Annotated in this window: 26 protein-coding genes and 1 tRNA gene; 13 read left to right on the top strand and 14 right to left on the bottom strand. The window is 68.9% G+C overall.

The window, feature by feature from the left end:
- The first annotated feature begins 29 nt into the window (after positions 1–29).
- The 3 genes from C7H75_RS25855 to C7H75_RS02480 all read left to right on the top strand — a co-directional run bounded on the left by C7H75_RS25855 (position 30) and on the right by C7H75_RS02480 (position 1,470).
- Entirely contained in the window at positions 30–185 is a 156-nt protein-coding gene (locus tag C7H75_RS25855; protein ID WP_005515916.1) for a DUF6131 family protein, read from the top strand.
- Between the two features lie 83 nt (positions 186–268).
- Positions 269–910 carry a DUF2231 domain-containing protein gene (locus C7H75_RS02485; protein ID WP_022593805.1) on the top strand — a complete coding sequence of 214 codons (642 nt, stop codon included), beginning with the start codon at positions 269–271 and terminating at the stop codon, positions 908–910.
- The gene (locus C7H75_RS02480; RefSeq protein ID WP_005515918.1) at positions 907–1,470 is read left to right on the top strand and encodes a type 1 glutamine amidotransferase domain-containing protein; all 564 of its coding nucleotides are present in this window, start codon (positions 907–909) and stop codon (positions 1,468–1,470) included. The genes C7H75_RS02485 and C7H75_RS02480 overlap by 4 nt, the downstream gene beginning before the upstream one ends.
- 3 nt (positions 1,471–1,473) lie before the next feature.
- Here C7H75_RS02480 and C7H75_RS02475 read toward each other — a convergent pair whose 3' ends face one another.
- Both C7H75_RS02475 and C7H75_RS02470 read right to left on the bottom strand, forming a co-directional pair.
- Positions 1,474–2,259, bottom strand: coding sequence for a hypothetical protein (locus C7H75_RS02475; RefSeq protein WP_106850906.1), 786 nt, complete (start codon positions 2,257–2,259; stop codon positions 1,474–1,476).
- A 109-nt stretch (positions 2,260–2,368) separates the two neighbouring features.
- Complete coding sequence (locus C7H75_RS02470; RefSeq protein WP_005515923.1) at positions 2,369–2,845, bottom strand: GatB/YqeY domain-containing protein; 477 nt, start codon at positions 2,843–2,845, stop codon at positions 2,369–2,371.
- 64 nt (positions 2,846–2,909) lie between these two features.
- Here C7H75_RS02470 and C7H75_RS02465 point away from each other — a divergent pair, with 64 nt between their 5' ends.
- The gene (locus C7H75_RS02465; protein WP_005515925.1) at positions 2,910–3,890 is read left to right on the top strand and encodes a metallophosphoesterase; all 981 of its coding nucleotides are present in this window, start codon (positions 2,910–2,912) and stop codon (positions 3,888–3,890) included.
- Between the two features lie 55 nt (positions 3,891–3,945).
- Positions 3,946–4,022: transfer RNA gene (locus C7H75_RS02460), tRNA-Pro, on the top strand.
- 51 nt (positions 4,023–4,073) lie between these two features.
- Here C7H75_RS02460 and C7H75_RS02455 read toward each other — a convergent pair.
- Positions 4,074–4,961, bottom strand: a complete 888-nt coding sequence (locus C7H75_RS02455) for a LysR family transcriptional regulator (protein ID WP_013414724.1) — start codon at positions 4,959–4,961, stop codon at positions 4,074–4,076.
- Positions 4,962–5,097: 136 nt separating this feature from the next.
- On the opposite strand from C7H75_RS02455, the gene C7H75_RS02450 reads away from it, so the two are divergent.
- Genes C7H75_RS02450 through C7H75_RS02430 form a run of 5 tightly spaced genes read left to right on the top strand, consistent with a single transcriptional unit; the run spans position 5,098 to position 11,108 of the window.
- On the top strand, positions 5,098–6,537 hold the full coding sequence (locus C7H75_RS02450; protein ID WP_013414723.1) for a Na+/H+ antiporter NhaC family protein: 1,440 nt from the start codon (positions 5,098–5,100) through the stop codon (positions 6,535–6,537).
- 12 nt (positions 6,538–6,549) lie between these two features.
- On the top strand, positions 6,550–8,127 hold the full coding sequence (locus C7H75_RS02445) for an N-acyl-D-amino-acid deacylase family protein (protein ID WP_106850905.1): 1,578 nt from the start codon (positions 6,550–6,552) through the stop codon (positions 8,125–8,127).
- A gap of 11 nt (positions 8,128–8,138) precedes the next feature.
- On the top strand, positions 8,139–9,515 hold the full coding sequence (locus C7H75_RS02440) for an FAD-binding oxidoreductase (protein WP_081185859.1): 1,377 nt from the start codon (positions 8,139–8,141) through the stop codon (positions 9,513–9,515).
- 31 nt (positions 9,516–9,546) lie between these two features.
- Positions 9,547–10,023, top strand: coding sequence for a RidA family protein (locus C7H75_RS02435; protein ID WP_013414720.1), 477 nt, complete (start codon positions 9,547–9,549; stop codon positions 10,021–10,023).
- A 44-nt stretch (positions 10,024–10,067) separates the two neighbouring features.
- Entirely contained in the window at positions 10,068–11,108 is a 1,041-nt protein-coding gene (locus C7H75_RS02430; RefSeq protein ID WP_005515932.1) for an ABC transporter substrate-binding protein, read from the top strand.
- 73 nt (positions 11,109–11,181) lie between these two features.
- On the opposite strand, the gene C7H75_RS02425 is transcribed toward C7H75_RS02430, so the two are convergent.
- The 4 genes from C7H75_RS02425 to C7H75_RS02410 form a co-directional block, all read right to left on the bottom strand.
- Complete coding sequence (locus tag C7H75_RS02425) at positions 11,182–12,054, bottom strand: alpha/beta fold hydrolase (protein ID WP_106851975.1); 873 nt, start codon at positions 12,052–12,054, stop codon at positions 11,182–11,184.
- A 32-nt stretch (positions 12,055–12,086) separates the two neighbouring features.
- Positions 12,087–12,551 carry a DUF1360 domain-containing protein gene (locus C7H75_RS02420; RefSeq protein WP_069854751.1) on the bottom strand — a complete coding sequence of 155 codons (465 nt, stop codon included), beginning with the start codon at positions 12,549–12,551 and terminating at the stop codon, positions 12,087–12,089.
- Between the two features lie 223 nt (positions 12,552–12,774).
- The gene (locus C7H75_RS02415) at positions 12,775–13,227 is read right to left on the bottom strand and encodes a hypothetical protein (protein ID WP_232285932.1); all 453 of its coding nucleotides are present in this window, start codon (positions 13,225–13,227) and stop codon (positions 12,775–12,777) included.
- Between the two features lie 53 nt (positions 13,228–13,280).
- The gene (locus C7H75_RS02410; RefSeq protein ID WP_106850904.1) at positions 13,281–15,035 is read right to left on the bottom strand and encodes a cholesterol oxidase substrate-binding domain-containing protein; all 1,755 of its coding nucleotides are present in this window, start codon (positions 15,033–15,035) and stop codon (positions 13,281–13,283) included.
- A 287-nt stretch (positions 15,036–15,322) separates the two neighbouring features.
- Here C7H75_RS02410 and C7H75_RS02405 point away from each other — a divergent pair, with 287 nt between their 5' ends.
- Positions 15,323–16,432, top strand: a complete 1,110-nt coding sequence (locus C7H75_RS02405; RefSeq protein ID WP_106850903.1) for an Rv3169 family protein — start codon at positions 15,323–15,325, stop codon at positions 16,430–16,432.
- A gap of 40 nt (positions 16,433–16,472) precedes the next feature.
- Here C7H75_RS02405 and C7H75_RS02400 read toward each other — a convergent pair whose 3' ends face one another.
- Complete coding sequence (locus tag C7H75_RS02400; protein ID WP_005515941.1) at positions 16,473–17,285, bottom strand: metal-dependent hydrolase; 813 nt, start codon at positions 17,283–17,285, stop codon at positions 16,473–16,475.
- Between the two features lie 156 nt (positions 17,286–17,441).
- Between C7H75_RS02400 and C7H75_RS02395 the strand changes: the two genes are divergently transcribed.
- Both C7H75_RS02395 and C7H75_RS02390 read left to right on the top strand, forming a co-directional pair.
- Positions 17,442–18,806, top strand: a complete 1,365-nt coding sequence (locus tag C7H75_RS02395; RefSeq protein WP_106850902.1) for an MFS transporter — start codon at positions 17,442–17,444, stop codon at positions 18,804–18,806.
- Entirely contained in the window at positions 18,806–20,272 is a 1,467-nt protein-coding gene (locus C7H75_RS02390) for a pyridoxal phosphate-dependent decarboxylase family protein (protein ID WP_106850901.1), read from the top strand. Before C7H75_RS02395 ends, C7H75_RS02390 begins: the two co-directional genes overlap by 1 nt.
- 176 nt (positions 20,273–20,448) lie before the next feature.
- On the opposite strand, the gene C7H75_RS02385 is transcribed toward C7H75_RS02390, so the two are convergent.
- The 6 genes from C7H75_RS02385 to C7H75_RS02360 form a co-directional block, all read right to left on the bottom strand.
- Positions 20,449–20,652, bottom strand: a complete 204-nt coding sequence (locus C7H75_RS02385; protein WP_005515944.1) for a hypothetical protein — start codon at positions 20,650–20,652, stop codon at positions 20,449–20,451.
- 56 nt (positions 20,653–20,708) lie between these two features.
- Entirely contained in the window at positions 20,709–20,906 is a 198-nt protein-coding gene (locus C7H75_RS02380; protein WP_005515945.1) for a hypothetical protein, read from the bottom strand.
- 139 nt (positions 20,907–21,045) lie between these two features.
- Positions 21,046–22,512: a catalase gene (locus C7H75_RS02375; RefSeq protein WP_005515946.1), complete on the bottom strand. Its 1,467-nt coding sequence runs from the start codon at positions 22,510–22,512 to the stop codon at positions 21,046–21,048.
- On the bottom strand, positions 22,509–23,063 hold the full coding sequence (locus C7H75_RS02370) for a Fur family transcriptional regulator (RefSeq protein ID WP_005515947.1): 555 nt from the start codon (positions 23,061–23,063) through the stop codon (positions 22,509–22,511). Before C7H75_RS02370 ends, C7H75_RS02375 begins: the two co-directional genes overlap by 4 nt.
- Positions 23,064–23,248: 185 nt before the next feature.
- Positions 23,249–23,674: an SRPBCC family protein gene (locus tag C7H75_RS02365; RefSeq protein ID WP_022593778.1), complete on the bottom strand. Its 426-nt coding sequence runs from the start codon at positions 23,672–23,674 to the stop codon at positions 23,249–23,251.
- Between the two features lie 46 nt (positions 23,675–23,720).
- Positions 23,721–24,350: a TetR family transcriptional regulator gene (locus C7H75_RS02360; protein WP_013414710.1), complete on the bottom strand. Its 630-nt coding sequence runs from the start codon at positions 24,348–24,350 to the stop codon at positions 23,721–23,723.
- Positions 24,351–24,419 lie beyond the last annotated feature (69 nt).

Below are 24,419 nucleotides of genomic sequence, written 5' to 3'. Positions count from 1 at the left end.
GGGTCCCCCAGGCCGGATCGAGGTCCGTCATGATTGTTCTCGGTTTGATTCTGCTTGTGGTCGGGTTCCTGACCGGTATCTCCATCTTGTGGACCATCGGGATCATCCTGCTCGTGATCGGCGTCATCCTGGCGATTCTGGGTGCGACCGGTCGGGCGGTCGGCGGACGCCGATACTGGTATTGACCCGATCGCCGCGCGCGTTCTCCGAGCGTCCGGTCGGGGGTGTGCGGGGTTTACGGGCACCCGCTCGCGGGTAGCAGTCCCGTATGAACCTTCGACATCTCTACAACCGCGTGGAGTCCGCGTCGTTCCTGGACGGTGTCAGCGCAGCCCTGCAGCAGCGAATCCAGGCCGGGCTGGGCCGGACCGCTGTCGGTGACCGTCTGCGCGGCGACTGGCTCGGTCACCCGATCCACCCGGGACTCGTCGCCGCTCCCATCGGGATGTGGACGGCATCGCTGGCCTTCGACACGGTCCTCCGCGACCACCGGACGGCCCGTCGGCTCATCGGACTCGGTCTGCTGACGACACCGCCCGCACTGGCGACCGGGTGGGCCGACTGGAGCGAACGTGACGTGCGACAGCGGCGGGTCGGCCTCGTGCACGCGGGTGCCAACGCGACGGGAATCGTGTTGATGCTCGCGTCGTTCCGCCGCCGCCGGCGAAATCCCGCCGCCCGCGACGTCGTCGCGACGGGCCTGTCGATGGCCGCACTCGGTGCCGTCGGCGCCGGTGGTGCGCTGGGCGGGCACCTGGTCTTCGGGCAGGGCGCCGGCCTGGCGATGACCCCCGCCAACGACGGACCGGCGTTCGACCCCGTCCTCGCCGATGTCGATACCCGCAACGAAACCGAATCGGCGGACGGGCATTTCGCCCACGCCGGACTGCACAGGAAGGAGCACCGGTGACAGACTCCCGAGCACTTACCGGCCGTACCGTCGCTATCCTCGCAACCGACGGGGTCGAGGAGGTCGAACTCGTCCAGCCCCGCGCCGCCGTCGTCGAGGCGGGTGCCGACGTGCGTCTGATCTCGTTGTCCGGCGGCCAGATCCAGGCCATGAACGGCGATGTCCACGAGGCCGGACGGTACGACGTCGATCTCACTGTCGAGGAGGCGTCCGTCGGTGACTACGACGCCCTCATCCTGCCCGGCGGGACCACCAACCCCGACCACTTGCGGCAGGACGAGAAGGCCGTCGCCTTCGTGCGCGAGTTCGTCGAAGCCGACAAGCCGGTCGGCGTCATCTGCCACGGGCCGTGGACGCTCGTCGAGGCGGACGTGGTTCGAGGCCGGACCCTGACGTCGTATCCGAGCGTGCGGACCGACATCCGCAACGCGGGCGGCAACGTCGTCGACCGCGAGGTCGTCATCGACGGCACCCTGGTGTCGAGCCGCAACCCGGACGACCTGCCCGCGTTCTGCGAGGCCATCGTCGACGTGTTCTCGTCCGCTGCGTCGCGGGTGTGAGAGCTAACCCCGGCCGACGGTGACCGAGACCCCACCGGGAACGGCGACGACGTCGTTCGCCACCGCACCGAAGCACGTGAGGTTCGGTCGCCGCGGAGCCACGAGGACGGGCGCACCCGTGTGGTCGATCGGCGTTGCATACGCCGTCGGCGTCCCGACCTGCACGCGGGCGCGCGGAACGTCCGCGCACGATCCCGTCGGACCGTAGTAGCCGACCGACTGGTGGCCGAACGGCATCATGCGGCGCAGTTCGTTCCAGATCTGGACGCCCCCGAGCGACCGCTGCGTGGTGCCGTCCTCGGCGTAGGCCTGCCAGTAGTTGGATCCCGTCTGCTCGACGCGCATCGTGTACGTCCGGCCGAGCGCGAAGCCGAAGATCTCACCGCGACAGGTCATCCCGCCGGGCCCGGGATGAATGGGGCCGCAACCGGCCTGTTGGACGTCGGAACCGAAATAGCTGAAGACCGTGCGGGCGAGGAGCGGTCCGTCGGCGCTCGGGCGTTCGATCTCCAGTCCGATATAGCCGTTCTGCCAGTTCTGGAACCGAAAGTGCTGGCCCACGGAGAGCGGCTGCCCCGGAGCGGTCACTCCGATCTCGTCGACAGTGAGTGGAAACGCGAACTCGGAGATGCCCTTCGCACCGCCATTGGTAGCGAGCCAGTCGACCTGCACCAACTCACCCGGAACCACCGCGGCCGACGCGGTCGCCGGTGTGGCCACCGCGACGGCAGCGGCCACACCGAACGCCACCGCGAACGAACGTGCCGTCTTCGAACCGATCCACCCCATGCCGATCTCCTCCCCGTGGAGAGCCTTGACGGCCCCCGATCATGAAGTTGATCTTGCACGGGGATTCGGTCGTTACGGACAGAAACGATCGAAAGACGATCCGTCGGCGCTACAGGCGGTCTTTGACGGCCTTCGAGATCCGGGATCCGTCGGCCTTGCCGGCGGCGAGGGCGGTGGCGGCCTTCATGACCTGGCCCATCTGCCGCATGCCGGGGCGCTCCCCGATCTCCTCGGCGATCTGCGCGATCGCGGTGTCCGCGACGTCGGCCAGTTCCGCGTCGGTGAGCGGTGTCGGCAGGTACTCGTCGATGACCTGGGCCTCGGCCCGCTCGTTGGCGGCGAGTTCGCCGCGTCCGGCCTCGGTGTAGACCTCGGCCGCCTCGCCCCGCTTCTTCGATTCCTTGGCCAGCACCTTGATGACCTCGTCGTCGGTGAGTTCGCGGGCCTCCTTACCGGACGTCTCCTCGGTCTGGATCGCGGCCATGATCATGCGCAGCGTGGACAACCGCAGCTGATCCTTGGCCTTCATCGCGGCGGTGAGGTCGGCGCGGAGCGTGGACTTGAGGGTGGGTGCGGTATCGGCCATGCGCCGAACGGTACGCGCCCGACGCGGTGTCCTGCACCTTCATTGCGGACACCCGTATTCTGAAATGGTGTCTGATCTGTCTCGCCGCTTCCCCGCCCGCAGCACCCTGAACCGGGCCGCGCTGGCCACCGCGGGCGCCGCCGCTCTGGGCGTCGGTTACGCCTCGCTCATCGAGCGCAACGCCTTCGCCCTGCGCGAGGCGACGATGCCCGTCCTGGCACCGGGATCAGCGACGCTGCGGGTGCTGCACATCAGCGATCTGCACATGATGCCGAACCAGAAGCTCAAGCAGAACTGGCTGCGTGAGCTGGACCGGCTGGATCCCGACTTGGTCGTCAACACCGGCGACAACCTGTCGCACATGAAGTCCGTTCCGGCGGTCGTGCAGTCGATGGGCGGACTGTTGGCCCGCCCCGGTCTGTTCGTCTTCGGCAGCAACGACTACTTCGCGCCCAAGCCGAAGAACCCGATGAAGTACTTCAAGAAGGAGCACCGCCGCGTGCTCGGCGCGCCGCTGCCGTGGGCGGATCTGCGGGCGGCGTTCACCGAGCGTGGTTGGCTCGACGTCACGCACGTGCACCGCGAACTCGAGGTCGCCGGCGTGCGGATCGACGCGGCAGGCGTCGACGACCCGCACCTGAAGCGTGATCGCTACGACACGATCGCCGGTCCGCCCAACCCGCTGGCGCAGCTCAAGTTGGGGATCACGCACTCCCCCGAGCCGCGGGTCCTCGATCGGTTCGCGGACGACGGTTACGACCTGATCCTGGCCGGCCACACGCACGGCGGCCAGCTGTGCCTGCCGTTCTACGGCGCCCTGGTGACCAACTGCCAGCTGGACCGCTCGCGTGTGAAGGGGCCGTCACGGTGGGGAGCGCACACGCGCCTGCACGTGTCCGCCGGCGTCGGCACGTCGCCGTACGCACCGGCGCGGTTCTGCTGCCGCCCGGAGGCGACCCTGCTCACGCTCGTCCCCGCGCCGCGTGAGGAGACCGCGACCGGTCGCGGTTCCGCCGCCGTCGAAAGTGCCGTTTTGCGTCGCTGACCAGCCGATTTAACCCCCGGTGAAACAGTGTTGTAAGCTATCCGAGGTTCAACACCGGGGTGTGGCGCAGCTTGGTAGCGCGCTTCGTTCGGGACGAAGAGGTCGTGGGTTCAAATCCCGCCACCCCGACCAGTGAAGAACAGAAAGACCCCGTCCGGCTCGTTCGGACGGGGTCTTTTCTCGTCAGTTCTCCTCTGCCGCGAGTCGGCACAGCTCGAGGAAGCTCCGCAGCGCGACGTTGGGGTTGTCGCGCCGATATGCGATGCCGACGTCCAGATACTTGGGCGGTCCGGCCACCGTGCACAGGTGCACGCCGCAGACCCGGAAGGCGGCGGCCCGCCCGGCCGGCATCGGCGCGATGCCGACCCCCGCCGCGACCGCGTGCAGCACCTGCTCGTCGTCGGCCTCGTTGCGCACCACGCGGGGTCCGGTCCCGGACCAGAACTGCTCGACGATGGCGTCGTACATTCCGGGACCGTTGACGCGGGGCCAGAACACCACCGGCTGCTCGGCCAGTTGCTCGGGCGCCACCCACGACTGCCGCGCGAACTCGTGCGACGCCGGCACCGCGAGCAGCAACTCCTCCCGATCGATCACCCGCACCACCAGGTCGTGTGCGCCATCGACCGGGGGACGCACGACCGCGACGTCGACCACGCCCTCCGACGCGAGTTCGAGGTTGCGCGCGGTGAACCCCCGGTGCTCGTCGATCGCCACGTCCGGATAGCGGGCCCGGAACTCACGGATGGCGCTCGCGATCGAGCCCCCCGCCCACGACCGGGTGTGGGCGATCCGCAGTTCTCCCGAGTCCCGCGCGGCCGCGCGGATCCGTGCCACCGCCCGATCGGCGGCCACGATCAGGTACCGCGCCTCCTGCACAGCCACCCGACCGGCTTCCGTGAGGCCGATCCGCGGTCCGCGCCGATCGATGAGGGTCACCCCGATCTCGCGTTCGAGAACCTTGATCTGCTGGCTGAGGGCCGACTGCGCGACGTTGAGGTCGGCGGCCGCGCGGGTGAAGTTCATGTGGTTCGCAACCGACACCAGATATCGGGCCCTGTGGAGGTTCACCCGGTGACTATAAGAAAAAACGATCACACGTTCGCAAATGCGACTTGGACGTGTCGCCGGGGCCCGGGGGAAGCTGACCTCCTCTCCCCCACCCGTTCGTCTGTCACGACGGACTTTCACTACTTCGAGGAGTGAAATGCCCCAGGACACCCCCGTCACCGCGCCGGTGACCGCGCCGACTCCGCAGGCTCCTCCGCGGCCACGCACCCCCCTTCCGGCCTCCGTGCTGGCCGCCGTGGGACTCGCCCTGTCCGTGGCGGCGGGCATCGTCGTCGACGGCCCCACCCAGTGGGGACTGCTCCCCATCGGCCTGTACGCACTGCTCGCGCTCCTCGGCATGGACATCATGGTCGCGACCGTGGTCGCGATCGCCTCCGCGCTGCTGATCCTGATGCCGGCGCCGGCTGCGGCCGCGAACATCCTCGGCGAGTCGGTGGGCGACCAGATCACGATGATCGGACTGATCATCGTGCTGGGCGCAGGCCTGGCCGAGGTGCTGCGCGCGACGGGTGTGGCGGGTCAGATCGTGCGGGCCGTGATGCGTGTGGCGGGCGACCGCAGCCGCGCCGCAGTCACTTTCGGGATGATGATCTCCTGTCTGATCCTGGTTGCGGCCCTCGGCACGCTCGCCGGAGCGCTCGCCATCGCCGCGCCGCTGCTGCTGCCCATCGCCGCCCGGATGGGCTTCACGCGCAGCGCGACCGCATCGACACTGTTCATCGGCGGGTGCGCCGGCCTGGCCCTGGCCCCGTTCGCCGGCTCGAACATCGCCATCATGGACGCCGCCGAGGTCGGCTACCTCCAGTACGTCCTCTACGGCGCCGGGCCGCTGGCGGTGCTGTCCCTCGTCCTCGGTCTGGTCGTGGTGCCGTGGATGCAGCGCCGGACCGAGCGCGACGGTGACGACTTCTACAGCGACGACATGTTCACCGACGACGGCTCGTCCGAGGCGGCCCACTCCGTCCGCGCCACCGCGGTCTTCGCCGTGGCACTCCTGGCGAGCGTCGTCTATGCCACGGTCACGTCCGCGGGCACGGCCTTCCCCTTGCTGGCGCTTCCGGTGCTCGCGATGGTCACCGGTGTCGCCGGCGGATTGACGCCCACCGAGATCGCCGAGCACATCTATCGGGGCGCCGCCACGCTCGTCAACATCTTCCTGATGTTCTGGTTGCTGGCCGTGCTGTTCAACGCGGTGAACCTGATCGACCCGTTCACCGTGGTCATCGAGTCCTACGGAGCGAGCCTGCAGGACATGGGCCCGTTCCCGTTCGCGGTGGCGATCTCGCTGTTGGGCTGGGTCGGAGTGCCCGGCGCCACCGCCGCCCAGGTGGTGTTGCTCGACAAGTTGTTCGGCGACATCGCGACGAGTGTCGGTGTCGGTGCGAGTACCTGGGTGATCGTGCTGCTGTTCGCGTCCAAGGCCGACACGTACGGCCCCTTCCCCAACGCCAACCAGTTCGGCGCACTGGGCCTCGCACAGTCGACGAGTCTGCGGAACATGCTGATCACCGGCTGGTGCCTGCTCGTGCCCGCGACCGTGATGTACGCCGTGATCATGTTCGTCGAAACCCGTTAGGAGACAGCACTCGTGGACTACGACATCACCGTCACGGGCGGACTGGTCGTCGACGGAACGGGTACGCCCGCGCGGCGCGCCGACGTCGCGATCACCGCGGGGCGAATCGCGGCGATCGGCGAGGGGCCGTTCACCGCTCGCACAACCATCGATGCGTCCGGGGCCGTGATCGCCCCCGGATTCGTCGACCTCCACTCGCACGCCGATTTCACGCTTCCGGCCCATCCGGCCGCGGAAACCCAACTGGCACAGGGTGTGACGACGCTGATCGCGGGCAACTGCGGGCACTCCCCGTTCCCGCTCCCGGATCCCACGCAGACCGAGCTCGCCACCGTCTTCACCGAGACCCCCCTCCCCTGCGACTGGACCGACGCGCGCGGATTCGGCACGGCCCTCGAGGCCACCCGCCCGGCCGTCAACGTCGGGCTGCAGCTCGGGCACAACGCGCTCCGCAGCAGTGTCGTCGGCGCCGAGAACCGGCCGCCGACGGCATCCGAGCTGGACGAGATGTGCCGGATCGTCCGGGACTCGGCCGGCGCGCCGGGTGTGGTGGGGTTCTCGACGGGCCTGATCTACATGCCGGGACTGTTCGCCGGCACCGATGAGCTCCGGGCCCTGGTCGCCGCGGCCGCCTCATCCGGACTGCTGTATTCGACGCACATGCGCGACGAGACGTCCGGGATGGTCGCAGCGGTCGAGGAGGCGATCGGTGTCGCGGAGGCCGCGGGCGCCCGCCTCCAGATCTCCCATCTGAAGGCGATGGGACCCGAGAACTGGGGTGCCGTCGACCGTGCACTCGAACTGATCGACGCCGCCCGGGCGCGTGGTGTGGACGTGACCGCGGACGTGTACCCGTACACCGCTTCGAGTACGGACCTCTCGTCGCGACTGGCCCGGTGGGCGGTCGACGGCGGACGCGAGGCGCTCCTGGCTCGGCTCGCCGATCCCGTGCAGCGCACCCGGATCGCCGACGAGCTGCGTGCCCGATTCGGGCGCGACATCGATCCGGACGGTGTGGTGATCGCGGACCTCTCGGCGGGTGAGTTCGATACCTGCATCGGCATGTCGATCTCGCAGATCGGTGCGGAGCGGGGCACAAACGCCGCGGAGGCCGCACTCGACGTGCTTGCCGCCCATCAGGGTTCGGTCGCGATCGTCAACCACGCCATGGACGAGAACGATGTCCGAACCGTGCTGGCACACCCCTGGGTCGCCGTCGCCAGCGACGGGTGGGTGCTCACCCCCACCGGCGCGGGCCGCCCGCACCCACGGAGTTTCGGCACGTTCCCCCGCGTGCTGGGCCGCTACGTGCGCGAGCAGGGCACGCTCCGCCTCGAGGAGGCGATCCGGAAGATGACATCCCTGCCGGCGTCCCGCATCGGACTCGACGATCGCGGGGTCCTGGCAGTGGGTGCGGCAGCCGACGTCGTCGTCTTCGACCCGAGCACCGTCGACGACGCCTCGACGTTCGACGATCCCTGGCAACTCGCGCGCGGCGTGCGGACCGTGCTGGTCAACGGCACGCCCGCCGTCCTCGACGGCAAGGTCACCGGCGCGCGGGCCGGCCGCCTCGTCAGCCGAAGCAAGTAGGAGGAAAGACAGTGCAGACCTTGGAACTCGTGGACGCGCTGGCGGCCGTCGTGGGCCGAGCCCACGTGCTCACCGACCCCGACGTCGTCGCCGGGTACGTGATCGACTGGACCGGACACTGGGTCGGCCGGACCCGTGCCGTGGTGCGTCCCGCCGACACCGAGCAGGTGGCCGCCGTGCTGAGGGTGTGCCACCGCGCCGGTGTCGCGGTGGTACCGCAGGGCGGCAACACCGGACTGGTCGGGGGTTCCGTGCCGATGGAGGGCGAAGTGGTGCTCAGCACCGCGCGCCTCACCCGGATCGAACAGGTCGACCCGGTGGGTCTGACGATCGCCGCCGGGGCCGGGGTCACGGTCGCCAGGGCCCAGCAGGCCGCTCGCGAGATCGGCCTGGATCTGGGTATCGATCTCGCATCCCGCGACACGGCAACCCTGGGCGGCATCGTCTCCACGAATGCCGGCGGAATCCGAATGATCAAGAACGGCAACACCCGTCACCAGTTGCTCGGAATCGAAGCGGTGCTGGCGGACGGCCGGGTCCTGACTCGGTGGAAGGAACTGACCAAGGACAACGTCGGGTACGACCTGCCGGGACTGCTCGCCGGGGCGGAAGGGACGCTGGCGGTGATCACCCGGGTTCTCATGCGGTTGGTCGTCCCCTCCCGGGAGACGCAGGTGGCTCTCGTCGGTGTCGACGACGTCGGCGCGGCACTCGAGGTGACGGCGGCGGTCCGGCGGGCGGGTCTGACGCTCGAGGCTGCCGAACTCATGACGCGGGCCGGCGTCGACCTGGTCCGCAGCCACTGCGGACTCCGGGCTCCCCTCGACGCCGATGCACCCTTCTACCTGCTGGTCGAGGTGTCGGGTCAGGATTCGGCGCAGGACGTGCTGTTCGGTGTCCTGCAGGAATCCGCGGATTCCGTCCTCGATGCGGTGGTGGAGGAGGGTCCCGCGCACCGGCTCTGGCGGTACCGCGAAGGGCACACGGAGTCGGTCGGTGCCGAATCGACGACGCCCCCACTGAAGCTGGATCTCTCCACGCCTCTGCGGGAGATCGAATCGTTCCTGACGGCGCTGGGCGAGGATCTCGCCGACGCGGCCCCGTCCGTGCGCGCCATCTGCTTCGGTCATCTCGGCGACGGCAACATCCACGTCAACCTCCTGGACGTGGCGGTGGACCAGCGCGAGGCGATCACCGACCTGGTGCTCAGGCGCGTCACCCGACACAACGGCAGCATCAGCGCCGAGCACGGCGTCGGACGCGCGAAGGCGTTGTGGATCGGTCTCGGTCGCACCGAGGTGGACCTCGACGTCATGCGGTCGATCCGGACAGCGTTGGACCCTGCGCACCTGCTCAATCCCCACATCCTGCCGGCCGGTAGGGCGTAACCCTTTCCACACCGAAGGAGTTCAGAGAACCATGACCAACAGCGCAACGACCGGTACGTGGACCGAACGTCTGCACGCACTCGGCACCGAACTACCTCCGGTCGCCGTGCCCGCGGCCGCGTACCTGCCCGCTGTGCGCACGGGTGATCTCGTCTACACGTCGGGCCAACTCCCCCTCGTCGACGGAACGTGCACCTGCACCGGAAAGGTCGGCGGAACGGTGTCGGTCGCGGACGCGTCTGCGGCGGCCCGCCTGTGCGCTCTCAACGCTCTGGCCGCGGTCGACGATCTGGTCGGTATCGACAACGTCGTGCGGGCCGTCAAGGTGGTCGGCTTCGTGGCGTCCGCGGAGGGCTTCACCCAGCAGCCGGTGGTGATCAACGGCGCCTCGGACTTCCTCGTCGAGGTGTTCGGGGAAGCCGGGCGACATGCCCGGTCGGCGATCGGACTGGCCGAACTCCCCCGCGGGTCGGCGGTCGAGGTGGAATTCGTATTCGAGGTCCGGTGACACCCGAGACGAAGATCACCGAGCCCGCAGGCTAGCCTGGCCTAATGTTCGTTCGATCCTCTCTGCGCAAGCGGACCTCGGTTCGTATCGCGATGGTCGCTTTCGCGACCGTGTTCGCCGCCACCGCGTGCGGCTCCTCCGACACCGCCGCCGACGGCCCGGCCGGCAACACCGAGGTCGCGACCGGCGGCCGCCTGTTCGCGACCGCCGACACCGCGACCGCGGAGTTGGGCAGCGACGCGCAGCCCGGTCAGTTCCCGCGCACCGTCAAGCACGCGCTGGGCGAGACCGTCATCGAGAAGAAGCCCGAGCGCGTCGTCGTGCTCGACGGCGGCGAACTCGACGACGTCCTCTCGCTCGGCATCACGCCGGTCGGGATCGCGAACCCCGAGGGCCTCGCCGGGCAGCCGTCGTATCTCGCGGACAAGCTGGCGGGCGTCCCCGACGTGGGCACCACCAACAACCTCAACCTCGAGGCCATCGTCGCGCTGCAACCGGATCTGATCCTCGGCAGCAAGCTGCGCGCCGACAAGACGTACCCGCGGTTGGCGGAGATCGCTCCGACGGTGTTCAGCATCCGGCCCGGCTTCCCGTGGAAGGAGAACTTCCTACTGGTCGCCGACGCGGTCGGTGAGGAGACGAAGGCCGAGTCGGTGCTCAACGACTACCAGGCCCGCGCAACCGAGGTTCGCGACAGCATCCAGGGCGATCCGTCGATTTCGCTGGTGCGCTTCATGTCCGGCAAGACCCGCCTGTACGGCAACCTGTCGTTCATCGGCGTGATCCTGCAGGACGTCGGACTGCGCCGCCCCGACATCCAGAACATCGAGGAACTGGCCGTCGAGGTCAGCCCGGAGACCATCACGCAGGCGGACGGCGACTGGATCTTCTACTCCACCTACGGCAAGCCCGACACCACCGCCGAGGCGCAGGTGCTCGGCGGTCCGCTGTGGGCCGGCATGAGCGCGGTGAAGAACGGCAAGGCCGTCCCGGTGTCCGACGAGACGTGGTTCCTCGCGCTCGGCCCCACCGGCGCGATGATCGTGCTCGATGATCTGCAGAACCTGTTGGGCAGCAAGCAGTAACCGTTCCATTCACGACGAGGCCCGGCACCGATTTCGGTGCCGGGCCTCGTCGTTGCACATCCTCGGCTCTCCACTAACCGGCCGCATCCTCTTCCAGGAACCGGTCGAGTGCGCGGAGGAACAGCTCCGGTTCGTCCAGCTGCGGAAAGTGACCTGCTCGGGGGAAGATCTCGACGCGGCTCCCGGGGACGACGCGACGGAGGTTGTCGGCGTGCGCGGCGGGAATCATCCGGTCCTTGCCACCCCACACCAGAAGCGACGGAAGCGACTCGAACCTCGCGAAGTGCTGCTTGGCGCTGACCGTCTGCCCGCGCAGTCCCACGACCGCGCGGGTGGACGCGAGGAAGGCGTCCCTCGCCGGCTTGTCGGACACCGTCTTGAACGTCCGCCAGGTTTCGGCGGCACTGCGACTCGGCTGCGCCGGAAATCCGAACCGGCCCAGGTGTCTGCCCAGCTGGTCGAGCACGCCCTCGGTGTTGCGCCGCACCCAGTCGGACGCCAGGACCGGCAGCACCAGCTCGCTCCCGGGCAGGGTGGCGGCCTTGAGCAGCAGGCTCACTTCCGTTCCGAGTCCGCCACTGCCCACCAGACACAGGCGATCGACCCGTTCGGGAAACAAGTACGTCAGCTGCATCACGATTCCGCCACCGAGCGAATGGCCGACGAACGACGCCGAGGAGATTCCGAGATGTTCCACCAGGTCCCGGAGGGTGGCCGCGTGGGAACTCAACGAATAGTCACCGGCCGGTTTGTCGGATGCCCCGTGACCGAAGAGGTCCGGTGCCACCACCCGGTACTTCCGGGACAGCTGGCTGATCTGCGGGCCCCACGACTCGTGCGAACCGAGCAGACCGTGTACCAGCACCACCGGAGGCCCGGAACCGACGTCGACGAATCGCAGTACGTCACCGTGCAGGACTACGGACTCGAGCTCGCCAGGCGGCATTGTGCCCTCCATCTCGTCGTTCGACCGGCCCGTCATTCCGCCGCCTGCTGTGCCCGCGCATAGGCGAGCTGGAGGAAGTCCGCACCCGCCAGCGCCGCCAGCGCGTCCGTGACCACTCCGGTGGCCGCCGGGGCGAACACCCGCCCGGCGGTGAGCCCGGAGATCGCCCACACGTCCATGCAGAACGGGCAGGTGAGCAGTTCCCCGATGCTCGACCGCAGCCCCTTCCCGGCGGGCACGTCGGCGACCTCGCCGGGACCGCCGCCGTCCACAGGCTCGGCGAACGGCGCGCGCAACGGCCGCGTCACCGAACTCTTGGTCACGGTGCGCGAGAGCTTCTGTGCGGCCGCGGCAGCCACCACCAGATCCCGCATTCGCATCCGGCCCGGCAGCGGGCGCTTCGTCACGGTGGCCACCCCGACGGTCGCGGCGACCGAGAGCCCGTACAGCGCCAACGTCGAGAGGTGCCCCGCGTGCGACGCGTTGTCTTCGACCATGGACCGACGCATACCCCCCGATCGCGACGACGAACCATGCGACAGGCACGGTTCACCGACCTAGGAACGGGTAAGCGGCGCGGTATGACAGCTCCACCGAACGTCCCGCCCAGCAGACTCGGACTGGCCAAGGCCCACGGCCTCTTCAACACCGTGGGCGGGCTGTGGCCGCTGGTGCATCGGCGCTCGGATCCTCTCCACCTGCGATGTGTGGGGCGCCGGCTCAGGGCGCGACGAAACAGAGGGGACCCAGTGGAAGCGCGGGGTTGACCATGACCTTCTCCACCGGCCCACCCGCCGACGTCTGGTACGCCATGAGCGCGTGTTCGCCGGGCGCCGTCGGGGTCCAGAGCATGAAGGCGTGGTCGAAGATCACCGGGTTCTGCCAGAAGGGCGAGATGTGATCCCACGCAAACTCCTGGAGCGGGAAGGACGAGGCCCGGTTGTAGTCGACTATCCCGACGCCCTTGTCACTCGGCGTCCCGACCGAGTCCGACGTCTCGGCGACGACGAGGTACGTGCACCCGGCGCCGAACGGGGTCGCCGCTCCGACGCTCAGGCCGGGCAGGACCTCGAGATCGGTGACATCCGCCGCGGCCGAGGGGGCACCCCAGACCGCGGCGGCGAGCACGAGGGCCGGCAGCGAGACCATCCGGGCAATTCGGAAAGGTTCCATACCCCTTGGTCTACTACGGCCACGCCGCCGCTGCAGCCGAATAGGCCGCCGAACTACGGCAGCAACCGATCGTGGAAGCTGTTCGCGAAGACACGATGCGGATCGTGCGCATTGAGCGACGCACGGGCAGCTGCGAAATTGCCCGACGCCGGGATGCCCGTCGTGTACGCGGCCGGAAGGGTCTGGCCGAGCCACTCGTCGTCACGGTAGCCACCCTGATCGGTGAAGCCCCAGCCCTTGGCCCACTCGGACCGGAACGTCGCGTAGTCGCCCGAATAGTGCTGTGCCATCCAGCGTTCCATCTCCCGAAAGTACTCGGCTGCGCCCGGTGTGCCGGGCAGGGTCACGACGTTCATCCAGATGCAGGTGTCCCACTCGGGGTGATCGGGACGCGGGCGCACGGCCGAGAGGTTCGGCGGGCCGGCCGACTCGACCAGCACCTCGGCATCGTCGTCGACCTTGCACATCCGCACCTCGAAGGGCCCGTTGATCGGGTACTTCCCCTGCGCCGCGAGCTCCGACATCCGGCTGTTGTGCCAGGTCGTGAACTCGTTGACGACCCGCTGGATGTTCGCGCGCTCGGTGACGACCACACCGCCACCGGCGGTGACACGCATCGTGGTGTGCCGCAGATAGAACAGCACGTCCTTGGACCAACCCCACAGGTCGTCGGTGTCGGTGAGCGCGAGCCCGGCCTGCACCGCCGCGAGCTGTCCCACTCCGAATGCCGGTGTCGCGGCCTGGATCCCGCCCGCGACCTGGCCCAGCAGGTCGGTGAGCGGTTCGGGGAGGTTGTCGGTGAAGAAGTAGTTGTAGGGGCCGAAGACCTCTCGTGACTCCGGCGGCTTCACCGGCGTCGGCGACCAGATCTTGAGCCACGGCTTGTCGGTGAACGGGAACCAGATGGCCTCGACGCGGCCCGACTCCTCGGCGAACCGCTCGTACGTCCGGCCCGGTGATCCTTTGGGCGCGAACATCTCCTGCCACGGGATGTCCATGATGCTCTGGCAGCGCAGGCGGGTGTTGGCGCCGGCCTGCAGGGTGACCGAGGTGACGAAGCTGCGGCCCAGATGCGTGAGCAGTGCCGTGATCTCCGGATGGGCACGGGTGAAGTCGCGCAACACGTAGCGGTCGGCGGCGGCGTCCCACACCACCGCGGTCATCGCGGTGACGAGGTTCGACAGCGACCCGAACGACTGGCCTGGCGTGACCGTCTCCCCGGCCGCCGGATAGGTGGCGCCGTGCGCGCCGATCGCGAGGACACCGGCGATCGAGAGATCGCCGATCGCCGGCGAGTTCGCCCACCCCAGGCCGTGTCCCTGCAGCGCGGTGAGGATCGCCTCGAGGCTTGCGCCCCCACCGGCCGTCACGGTCGCCGGAGTGCCGTTCGGGTTCACGCTCACCCCGTTCAGGTGGGTCATCGTGTCGACGAGCAACGTCTTCTCGACGTTCTCTCCGGGCACGACGGTGAGCGGGCTCCACCCGTGCATGGTGCCCTTGGCGCGGACCCGGTAGCCGTTGTCTCTGGCCCAGTTCGCGATCCGCACGACGTCGTCGGGGGTGCGGGCGGTGGCGGTCCACACCGCGTCGAAGCGGATGTCCTTGGCCCAGTTCACGTAGCCCTGCTGGGCCAGTGGGATGTCCTGCGGGAAGGCGGGCGGGACCGGAAGGTTGGACACCGGCCCGCCGGCGGAACCGAGGGATCCGGCCGGCGGCAACGCGAACGCCGGGGTCCATCCGATCCCGGTCAGCGCCGCGGCGCCCGCCGCGACACCGGCGGCCCGGCCGAGAAATCCCCTGCGGGACACCTCGTTACGCGGCTTGCTCCCTACGCTCTCGCTCCGCCCAGCTTCCACAGGTTCGACTCCGCTCGTCTCGTCGGGGAGGCGGCCACACCGGCTCGCCGCGCACTCTGGGAGTCAAACTAGAACAAGTTCGATTTCAATGCCAGTGGTTCCGTAATTCTCGTCGGCTCGGTGAGACCTGGGCGTTGACGGCGTCACACACCCTCACTACTGTCCGCAGAAAGTGAAACCTGATTCCAGGGAGAAGCAGTGACGGCTGAGCGCACGTTCGTCGAGGCCGGAGGCGTGCTGTGCTGACGCCCTTCGACGACTACCCCATCCACCAGACCCCGCTGCCGGTCGCGCACGCGGGCAACGGGCACCCCAACCACTACGACCGCTACTGGTTCAACGGCTACGCCGAGGACGTCTACTTCGCGGTCGGACTCGGGGTCTACCCCAACCGCGGCATCATCGACGCGTCGTTCAGCGTCGTCCACAACGGGGTGCAGCGCTCGGTGTTCGCCTCCGGACTCGCTCCCCTGGACCGCACCGAGACCAAGATCGGGCCGATCAGCATCGAGGTCGTCGAGCCACTGCGCGTGAACCGCGTCAGGGTGGACGCCGAGGAGTTCGGCCTGGTCGCCGACCTCACCTACCGGGCCCGCACGTCGGCCCACGAAGAGCCTCGGCAGACAATGCATTCCGGTTCGTCATTGATGATGGACGTCACCCGCCTCACTCAACTCGGTACCTGGAGCGGCACGCTGCGCAGCGGTGACGAGGACATCTCCCTGGACCGTCCGGTCTTCGGAACCAAGGACCGCTCGTGGGGCATCCGACCGGTCGGCCAGCCCGCACCGGCGGCACCGCAGGCCCGCAAGCACCAGGTGTTCTTCCTCTACGCTCCGCTGCACTTCGAGGACCAGTGCCTGCACTACATGGTGTTCGAGGACGAACGCGGTTCCCGCTGGGCGGAGACGTCGGTGGTGCTGCCGGTGATCGGCGACGACGGTCCGGTCGTCGGCGCGAACCTGCCCGTCACGCACGTGCACGTCGAGCACGAGATCCGTTGGGCACCCGGCCTTCGACGTTCCGAGGGGGCGACGCTGCAGGTCCGCGGCGGAGACGGGGACGCCGGTCGAATCGAGCTCGAGCCGCTGCTCACCTTCCGACAGCGGGGTGTGGGCTATTCCCACCCGACCTGGGGCCACGGCAACTGGCACGGCGACTTCGCCGTAGGCGGTGAGGAGTTCGCCGTCGAGGACCTCGACAACACGGCCCCGGAGAACATCCACGTCCAGCAGGTCGTGCGGGTGCAGTGGGGCGACCGGCAGGGCCTGGGCGTCCTCGAACAGCTCGCTATCGGCCCCCACGCACCGAGCGGGTTCGAGGGCTACTTCGACGGCGCGCGGGCATAGGCCCGGACAGCCGATCGCCGGAAGCCACCCTCCGGGGTCGCTACTCGGACGCCTGCACCGAGTTGCGCAGCGCGTCGGTGATCGCCTCCGGCGCACCGTCGACGGACCACAACGCGAGACCGACGGCGACGAGCGTCAACGCCGGCCCGAGGAAGGCTCGTTCGAACCCGCCGCCGGCGCGGATCGCGAGGAACGACGGCAACCGCAACTCCCACCACCGGCGTCCGCCGAGCGGCACGAACGGCGCCAGGAACGGCACGCCCTCCTTGGTGATCATGTCGCCGAGGCAGTGCGTCGCGCATCCGAGCGCGACGGCGACACCGAGGCCCGTCGACCCCACCTGGTCGGGAAACCACTGCCAGGTGAGGACCGACAGGAACGCGGAGACCGCGGTGACGATCAGCCACCCCTTGTCCCGCGCCCAGCTCCCGAACAGCCCTCGCAGCGCGAGTCCCAACGTGAAGAAGAGCGTGACGATGATGGCGGGGCGGCCGAACTGCCCGACCAGCGCCGAGATTCCGGCCCCGAGGCCGATCGCGAACAGCGCGGTGTGGGTGAAGGTACGGTGCCCGCCGCGCCGGTTCGCGTCCTTGCGGCCCTTCGTCACCCGGTACACGCCGAGCGAGAGTGTGTCGATCCCCGCGGCGAGGGCCTTCGAGATCGGCCCGAACGAGCGTGCGACGGTGGACTGGGTGGTGTCGAGGTCCGGCAGCAGCGCGGCACCCGCGCACACGCCCGCGAATGCGAACGTCTCGGCGGTGGAGGTGGGCCCGCCCCAGTCCGTCGGAAGCAGATCCGCGACGGCGAGACCGACCGCGGCACCGGACATTGCATGGGTTGCACCCATCACCATCTGGGACAGCACCTTTCGAGCACGAACAACACACCATCTATGACTGAGGGGCCCGACGCGGCAGCCTCGGACCCCTCTCAGCAGACGCTAGCAACGCCCACCGACACGCCGCTCGAACCGCCTGCTCAGGCCGGGATACTCACCTAGATTGACGCCATGACGAGCACCTCCGCGCCGCCGGCGACACGGCTGAGCCCCGCGACCATCCGCGGCTACGCACTGGGATCGGTCGGTACCGGCGGCTTCTCGACGCTGCCCGGACTGGTCCTCGCCTACTACCTCACCGACACGCTCGGCGTGGCGGCCGCAGTCGCCACGTTCGTGGTGTTCGCGCCCAAGGCGCTCGACGTGGTGCTCAATCCGGCGATCGGCACGCTGAGCGATTCGTGGGCCCGCCGGACGGGCAGCCGGCAATTGTTCCTGCGGGTCGGCGCCGCGCTGCTCCCGGTCTTCTTCGCGCTCACCTTCGCGGTGCCCGACGGTGTCGACGCGACGGTGGGCGCGGTGTGGGTGGGCGTGGCGTTCATCGCGTCCGCAGTGGCCTTCAGTCTCTTCCAGGTTCCCTACATCGCGATGCCCGCCGAACTCACCGACGACTATCACGAGCGGGCGCGCTTGATGGCGTGGCGGGTCGCCGTGCTGGGCATCGCGATCCTGCTGTTCGGCGCGGGCGGACCGGAGCTTCGGGAACTCGGCGGCGGGGGACGCTGGGGGTACCTCGTGATGGGTGTCGTCGCGGGCGCGCTCCTGGGACTGGGCATGTTCGCGGCGTCGAGGATCGCTCCCCGCCAGGCTCCCGCGGAGGTCACGACCGGAGAGGAGGCGTCGTTCGCGGCGTCGCTGCGGGTCGTCCGGTCGAGCCGCCCGTTCCGGATGTTGGTGACCGCGTCCGCTCTGCAGGCCTTCGCGACGGGCACGATGCTGGCCTCCGCGCAGTACGCGGCGACCTACGTGCTCGGCAACGAGCGCTCGGTGTCGTTCCTGTTCGCCGCCTTGGTCGGCCCGGCGGTGGCGGTGATGCCGTTGTGGTCGCGGCTCGTCCGGTCCTGGGGCAAACGCCGCGCCTACCTGCTGGCGTCGAGTCTGTTCCTCGCGGCCGGGGTGGCGCTGCTCGGTCTGCTCGTCGGTGTCGGGTGGTGGGTGTACGCGGTGGTGGCGGTGGCCGGCGTCGGATACGCGGGCATGCAGATGCTCGGCATGTCGATGCTGCCGGACGTCATCAGCGATCACGAACGCCGGGAAGGCGGCACCGTGCGCGCGGGCGCATTCAGCGGCGTGTGGACGGCCGTGGAGACGATCGGCCTCGCACTCGGTCCCGCACTGGTGCTGGTGATCCTCGCCGTCACCGGATTCGTCTCGTCCACCGACGACACGCAGGTGACCCAGTCGCAGACCGCGATCGACGGCATAGTCCTGGCCATCTCGGCCGCCCCGGCCGTGCTCACCGCGCTCAGCATCGTCGCGCTGCTGCGCTACCGACTCGAGGCCGAGACGGCCCACGCACAGAACGGAAACCACTGATGCAGTTGCGGAACGAGCCCGCCGAGATCCTGGCCCGGCTGGACGCGCTGCGCGCCGCCGACGCCCCGACGTCGGGTGGGCGCCTGCTGTCGTACGTGTACGACCCGGGCGTCGCCGAACTGACCGATCTCGCGGGCGCGGCCGCCCTGCGGGCGCAGTCGCTCAACGGGCTGGATCCCACCACGTTTCCGTCGATCGCGGCGATGGAGCGGGACCTCGTCGCACTCGGCCGCGACGTACTCGCGGGCGGTGATCCCGACGTGGTCGGCAGCGTCACCAGCGGCGGTACCGAAAGCTGCATGCTCGCAGTGAGGTCGGCGCGCGACGTGTGGCGGGCCCGCACCGGCGCAGAGCACCGACCGACGCTGCTGGTCGGCGCCACCGCGCACGCCGCGTTCCACAAGGCGGCGCACCACCTGGATCTGAAACTGCACGTGCTGCCGGTCGATCCGGTGACCGCGCGGGTGCGCCCCGACGACGTCGCGGCCGCCCTGTCGCCCGACATCGCCCTGGTGGTCGTGAGCGCGCCGTCGTACGCGCACGGCGCCCTGGATCCGATCGCGCCGATCGCCGAGATGTGCTCCGCCCAGGACGTCGCTCTGCACGTCGACGCCTGCATCGGCGGTTGGGTGCTGCCCTGGTGGCCCGGCCTGGAGGACCGCCGCTGGGATCTCACGGTGCCGGGGGTGTCGAGCCTGTCGGTGGATCTGCACAAGTACGGGTACGCGCCGAAGGGTGTGTCGCTGTTGCTGTTCCGCGACCGTGATCGGCACCGCGCGCACTGGTTCGCGACCACCCGCTGGCCCGGCTACGCGGTAGTCAATCCCACACTGCTGGGCTCGCGCAGCGCGATGCCGACCGCGGCAGCATGGGCCGTCGCGCAAGCCCTGGGCGAGTGCGGGTTCCGGGAACTGGTCGCCCCGATGGCCCGCGCCACGCAGCGCCTGCGGGAGGCGATCGACGACCTCGAGGGTCTGCGCGTCGTCGGTGAGCCGGTGGGCCCCCTGCTCTCGGTGGCGACCGACGAGACGGCACCGCCGGAGCGACGCGTCGATCCGCACCGCTGGTCCGACGCCGCGGCCGACGACGGATGGGCGCTGCAGCCGCAGCCGCGCCACACCCAGTCCGACGGCACCGTACTGCCACGCACGACGCACCTGACGATCACACCGGTCACCGAGGCGGTAATCGACGATCTGATCACCTCCCTCGCCAAGGCCGCCGATCGTGTCCGAGGCGTCGCCGGGGCGAGCGCCCCGGAAGAGTTCGTCGCGGCGGCCGCGCACATCGATCCGGCCGAGCTGACCAGCGAGATCAGTGCGGGCGTCCTCGCGCTGGCCGGGCTCGATCCGAGGGCGGGGCTCGACGGCCCGAAGGCGGACATCCTCGCGCTCGTCGAGGAGCTTCCGCCCGCGGTCGCCGAGCGCTTGCTGATCGAGTTCCTCGCCCGGTTCCTCGAGCCCTGACGAGCCGGACGCGACGAGGTCGAGTGCCCGGACCGACGTCGCAGACCCGACGTGGACGGCGCATGATGGAGTCAGGCGTCGAGTTCTCGGGAGGCGATCATGGACACCCTGCTCCTGTGGTTGGCAGCGACACTCATCTACTGGTGGGGGCTGCTGCCCTAGCCGGACGGCCCCGCTCAGTCGGGGGCTTCGTCGCCGGTGTCGATGGGCGCGCGCCGGTGCCTGTCGGTGGCGCTGCCCTCGACTCCGCGCTCGTCGCGTTCCTCCTCCACCTTCTTCTCCATGTCGTCGACCAGATGCTCCAGATGCTCACCGGGCTGACCGGACTGACCGGCGGTTGCTCGGCCGGACTGCTCGTCGTGTTCGTCGGACGTCGCCATCTCCGCACTTCCTTCCCGTTCGACGGATGGTCTGCTCGCGCTGCCGCAGCAGCGGGCTACTCACTCGCGGGCGGGACCTCGTCCGGGTCGTAGTCCGCGAGTCCTGCCGCGACGCGTTCCTGCTGGACACGATGTTCGAGGTAGTCGTCCTCGTGCCGATCCGGAAACTTCCCGTGTTCCCGTCGGTCCTTGGGGGCGGCGACGGTCGGCTCGATGACATCGTCGAGATCGGGGCGATCAGGTTCTTCCGGCACTGTTATTCCTCCTCGCTCGGGTTCTGCCGACCGAACTACCCATGCCGGGCAGCACCGAAACAGTGCGGCGATCGGACGCGGGAAGAACGAAGACCCGGGCCCGTCGAGATTCGACGGGCCCGGGTCTCGTGCGATCGGCCTACTGCTGGCCGGCGCGCACGCCTTCCTCGATCTTCTTGCCGAGTTCGGCGTCCACGTTCTTCCAGTAGTCGAAGACGCGGGAGAGCACGGGCTCCTTCACTCCACCCAGCACGTGTCCGACGACGTTGTTCACCAGCCGCTCGCGGGCCGCGTCGTCGAGCACCTCGCGGACCAGCGTTCCGGCCTGCGTGAAGTCGCCGTCCTCCGGGTGCTCGATGTACCCGGCACGCACGGCCTCACCGTCGAACCCCCACATGCCCTCGTCGCCCGCCACCGTCGGGTCGGCGTGCGGCCCACCGAACGAGTTCGGCGCGTACACCGGGGTGCTCGGCGAGTTGAACGTGTACCGCATGGAGCCGTCCTGCGAGTACGAGTTCACCTCGGCCTTGGGGCGGTTGACCGGCAGCTCGGCGTAGTTGGCTCCGATCCGGTAGCGGTGCGCGTCGGCGTACGAGAAGACGCGGCCCAGCAGCATCTTGTCGGGGCTGAAGCCGATGCCCGGCACCACGTTCGACGGCTCGAACGATGCCTGCTCGATCTGTGCGAAGAAGTTCTCCGGGTTGCGGTTGAGGGTCCACTTGCCGACCTCGATCAGCGGGTAGTCCTTCTGGGACCACACCTTGGTGAGGTCGAACGGGTTGAAGCGGTAGCCCTCCGCCTCGGCGACCGGCATGATCTGCACCTTCATGGTCCAGCTCGGGAACTCGCCACGCTCGATCGAGTCGTACAGATCGGCCCGGTGGTGATCGGGGTCGGAACCGGCCAGCTCGTCGGCCTCGGCCTGCGTGAGGAACTCGATGCCCTGATCGGTCTTGAAGTGGTACTTCACCCAGAACCGCTCACCGGCCTCGTTCACCCACTGGTAGGTGTGCGAACCGAAACCGTCCATGTGACGCCACGTCTTCGGGATGCCGCGGTCGCCCATCAGCCACGTCACCTGGTGGGCGGACTCGGGACGCAGCGTCCAGAAATCCCACTGCATGTTGTGGTCGCGCAGACCGGACCCGGGTAGCCGCTTCTGCGAGTGGATGAAGTCCGGGAACTTGATCGGATCCTTGATGAAGAACACCGGCGTGTTGTTGCCGACGAGGTCGTAGTTGCCGTCCTCGGTGTAGAACTTCATCGCGAAGCCGCGCGGGTCGCGCCACGTGTCGGGGCTGCCCTGCTCGCCGGCGACGGTGGAGAAGCGCACCAGCGACTCCGTCTTCTTGCCCGGCTGAAGGAACTTCGCCTTCGTGTACTTGCTGACGTCTCCGGTGATGACCAGCTCGCCGAATGCGCCGCCACCCTTGGCGTGCACGACACGCTCGGGCACCCGCTCACGGTTGAAGTGCGCGAGCTTCTCGATCAGGTAGTGGTCGTGCAGGAGAATGGGTCCCTGCGTCCCGGCGGTGAGGGATTCGTTGTCGCTGTTGACGGGAATCCCGAAGTCGTTCGTCGTGGGACGTGGCTGAATGGACGTCATTGTGCGAAGCCTCCTTGGCGCTGACGGGCTGTGGCTGTCTTCGAAGTGATCGACCCACCCGATCCGGGCACATCGTCTTGATTCTGTGAGCTGGTAACGGACTGTGCCCCGGTTTTCGCCGAATCGTGTCGGCAATCGGGACACAGGCCCCAGAACACCACCTCGGCCTCGTCGATCTCGAAGCCGTGGTTGCTCGAGGGCTCCAGGCAGGGAGCGTGGCCGACGACGCAGTCGACGTCGACGACCGTGCCGCACGAGCGGCACACCAGGTGGTGGTGGTTGTCCGCGGTGCGGGTCTCGTACCGCGCCGGCGAACCCGCGGGCTCGATGCGGCGCAACAACCCCACGCGGACACAGGCCCCGAGCACGTCGTAGACCGCCTGCGTCGAAACCGACCCGAGCTGACGACGCACCTCGGTGGCGACCTGGTCCGCATCCGAATGCGGATTGGCGGCAACGGTGTTCAGAACCGCAACGCGTGGAGCGGTGACCCGCAGACCAGCGCCGCGCAGCTCGGCGCGGGGGTCGAAGTCGTGCTCTCCTTGTTGCATGACCCCAGTATGCCCCTTTTCTGGAATTAGTCAAGATAACGATTAGATCCAGAAAAGGCCCCGTTCGGGCAGATACCTGCTAGCCTCCGACTCCCGCCGCCGACACCCCCCGAGTAACAGCTGAAGGGTCCCTTCGTGCGCTGGCAGCGCATGAAGGGACCCTTCAGCTCGTGCGTCGGAGCGGATCAGGCGAAGTGCGCCTGCACCGCCTGGAGTCCGGCGACGTAGACGCCGTCGCCGAAGATCTGCTCGACGGTGGCGACCGCGTCGTCCTCGGACTCGTAGGTTGCGCTCCAACGGATCTCGGACTTGTCCCCCTGTGGGATCACCGCGAGGGTGGCGACGTAGTCGCTGATCGGGAGCATCGGGTCGAGCACCTCGTAGCTGTAGCTGTGTCCCTCGGGATCGCGGGCGACGAGTTCCTCGCGGGCGACGACGCGGCCGTCGACCGAGAAGGTGCGGATCGAGCCGACCTGCGTCGGATCGCCCTCGATTTCAGCCGGCGGGACGCTGGGGTGCCAGACCCCCAGGCCGTCGAAGGCGCCGATGTGGGACCAGACGCTGTCCGCGTCGGCCGCGACGACGATGCTGCGTACGAGTGACCGAGCCATGTGTGTCTCCGTTTCCGCTGTAGAGCTTCTTCCGATGGGGGTGGGGTCAAACGTTTCGGGGCGACCGGTCGACGTCCAGGCGGAGCACCGACAGCGCGGACGCCGCCAGCTCACCGACGTCGGCCGGCCCGCCGGGGTCGTTCGGATCGCACGTCACCCAGTACTCGATTGCCACGGTGAGGGCGCCGAGCAGCATGTGCGACAGCAGGCGGGCCTCGATGCCCGCCGGGTCCAGGCCCGCCCGCTCGGCGAGGTGCGGCCGCACGTCGTCGGCGAGGTCGTGCGCCGCCACCATCCACCGGGCGCGGATGCCGGGCACCGACGTCATGATGACGAAGAGGTCGCGCGTGGAGACGAGGGAGGCGTACCGGTCCTGACGCACACACTCGACGAACGCCTCGTGCACGGCGGTCGCCACGGAATCCGTCGACGGGCGGGCGGCGAGGTTCTCCGCGAAGTCTCGAATGCCGGAGGTGAGCACCGCCGTCAGGGTGTCCTCCTTGGCCTCACAGTGCCGGTAGAACGTCCGCACGGAGATTCCGGCACCCTGCGCGATGTCCTCGACCGACGTCGCGTCGAAGCCGTCGGCGATGAACAGTTTCGCGGCGGCCGCCGCAATGTCCATGCGCACGGCGTCGCGTCGCCGTTCGGCCAAACCACGCTGGTCGCGTTTCACCAAGCACCTCCGAATGTGTCTTGACACACAGTAGCAGGGTGGCACAGACTGGCATCCTGGCACAGATTG

Source organism: Rhodococcus (subgen. Prescottella) equi (assembly GCF_003013675.1).
Classification (GTDB): Bacteria; Actinomycetota; Actinomycetes; order Mycobacteriales; family Mycobacteriaceae; genus Prescottella; species Prescottella equi.
The sequence above is the reverse complement of the archived record's forward strand: the minus strand, read 5'-3'. Positions and strand labels throughout refer to the sequence as shown.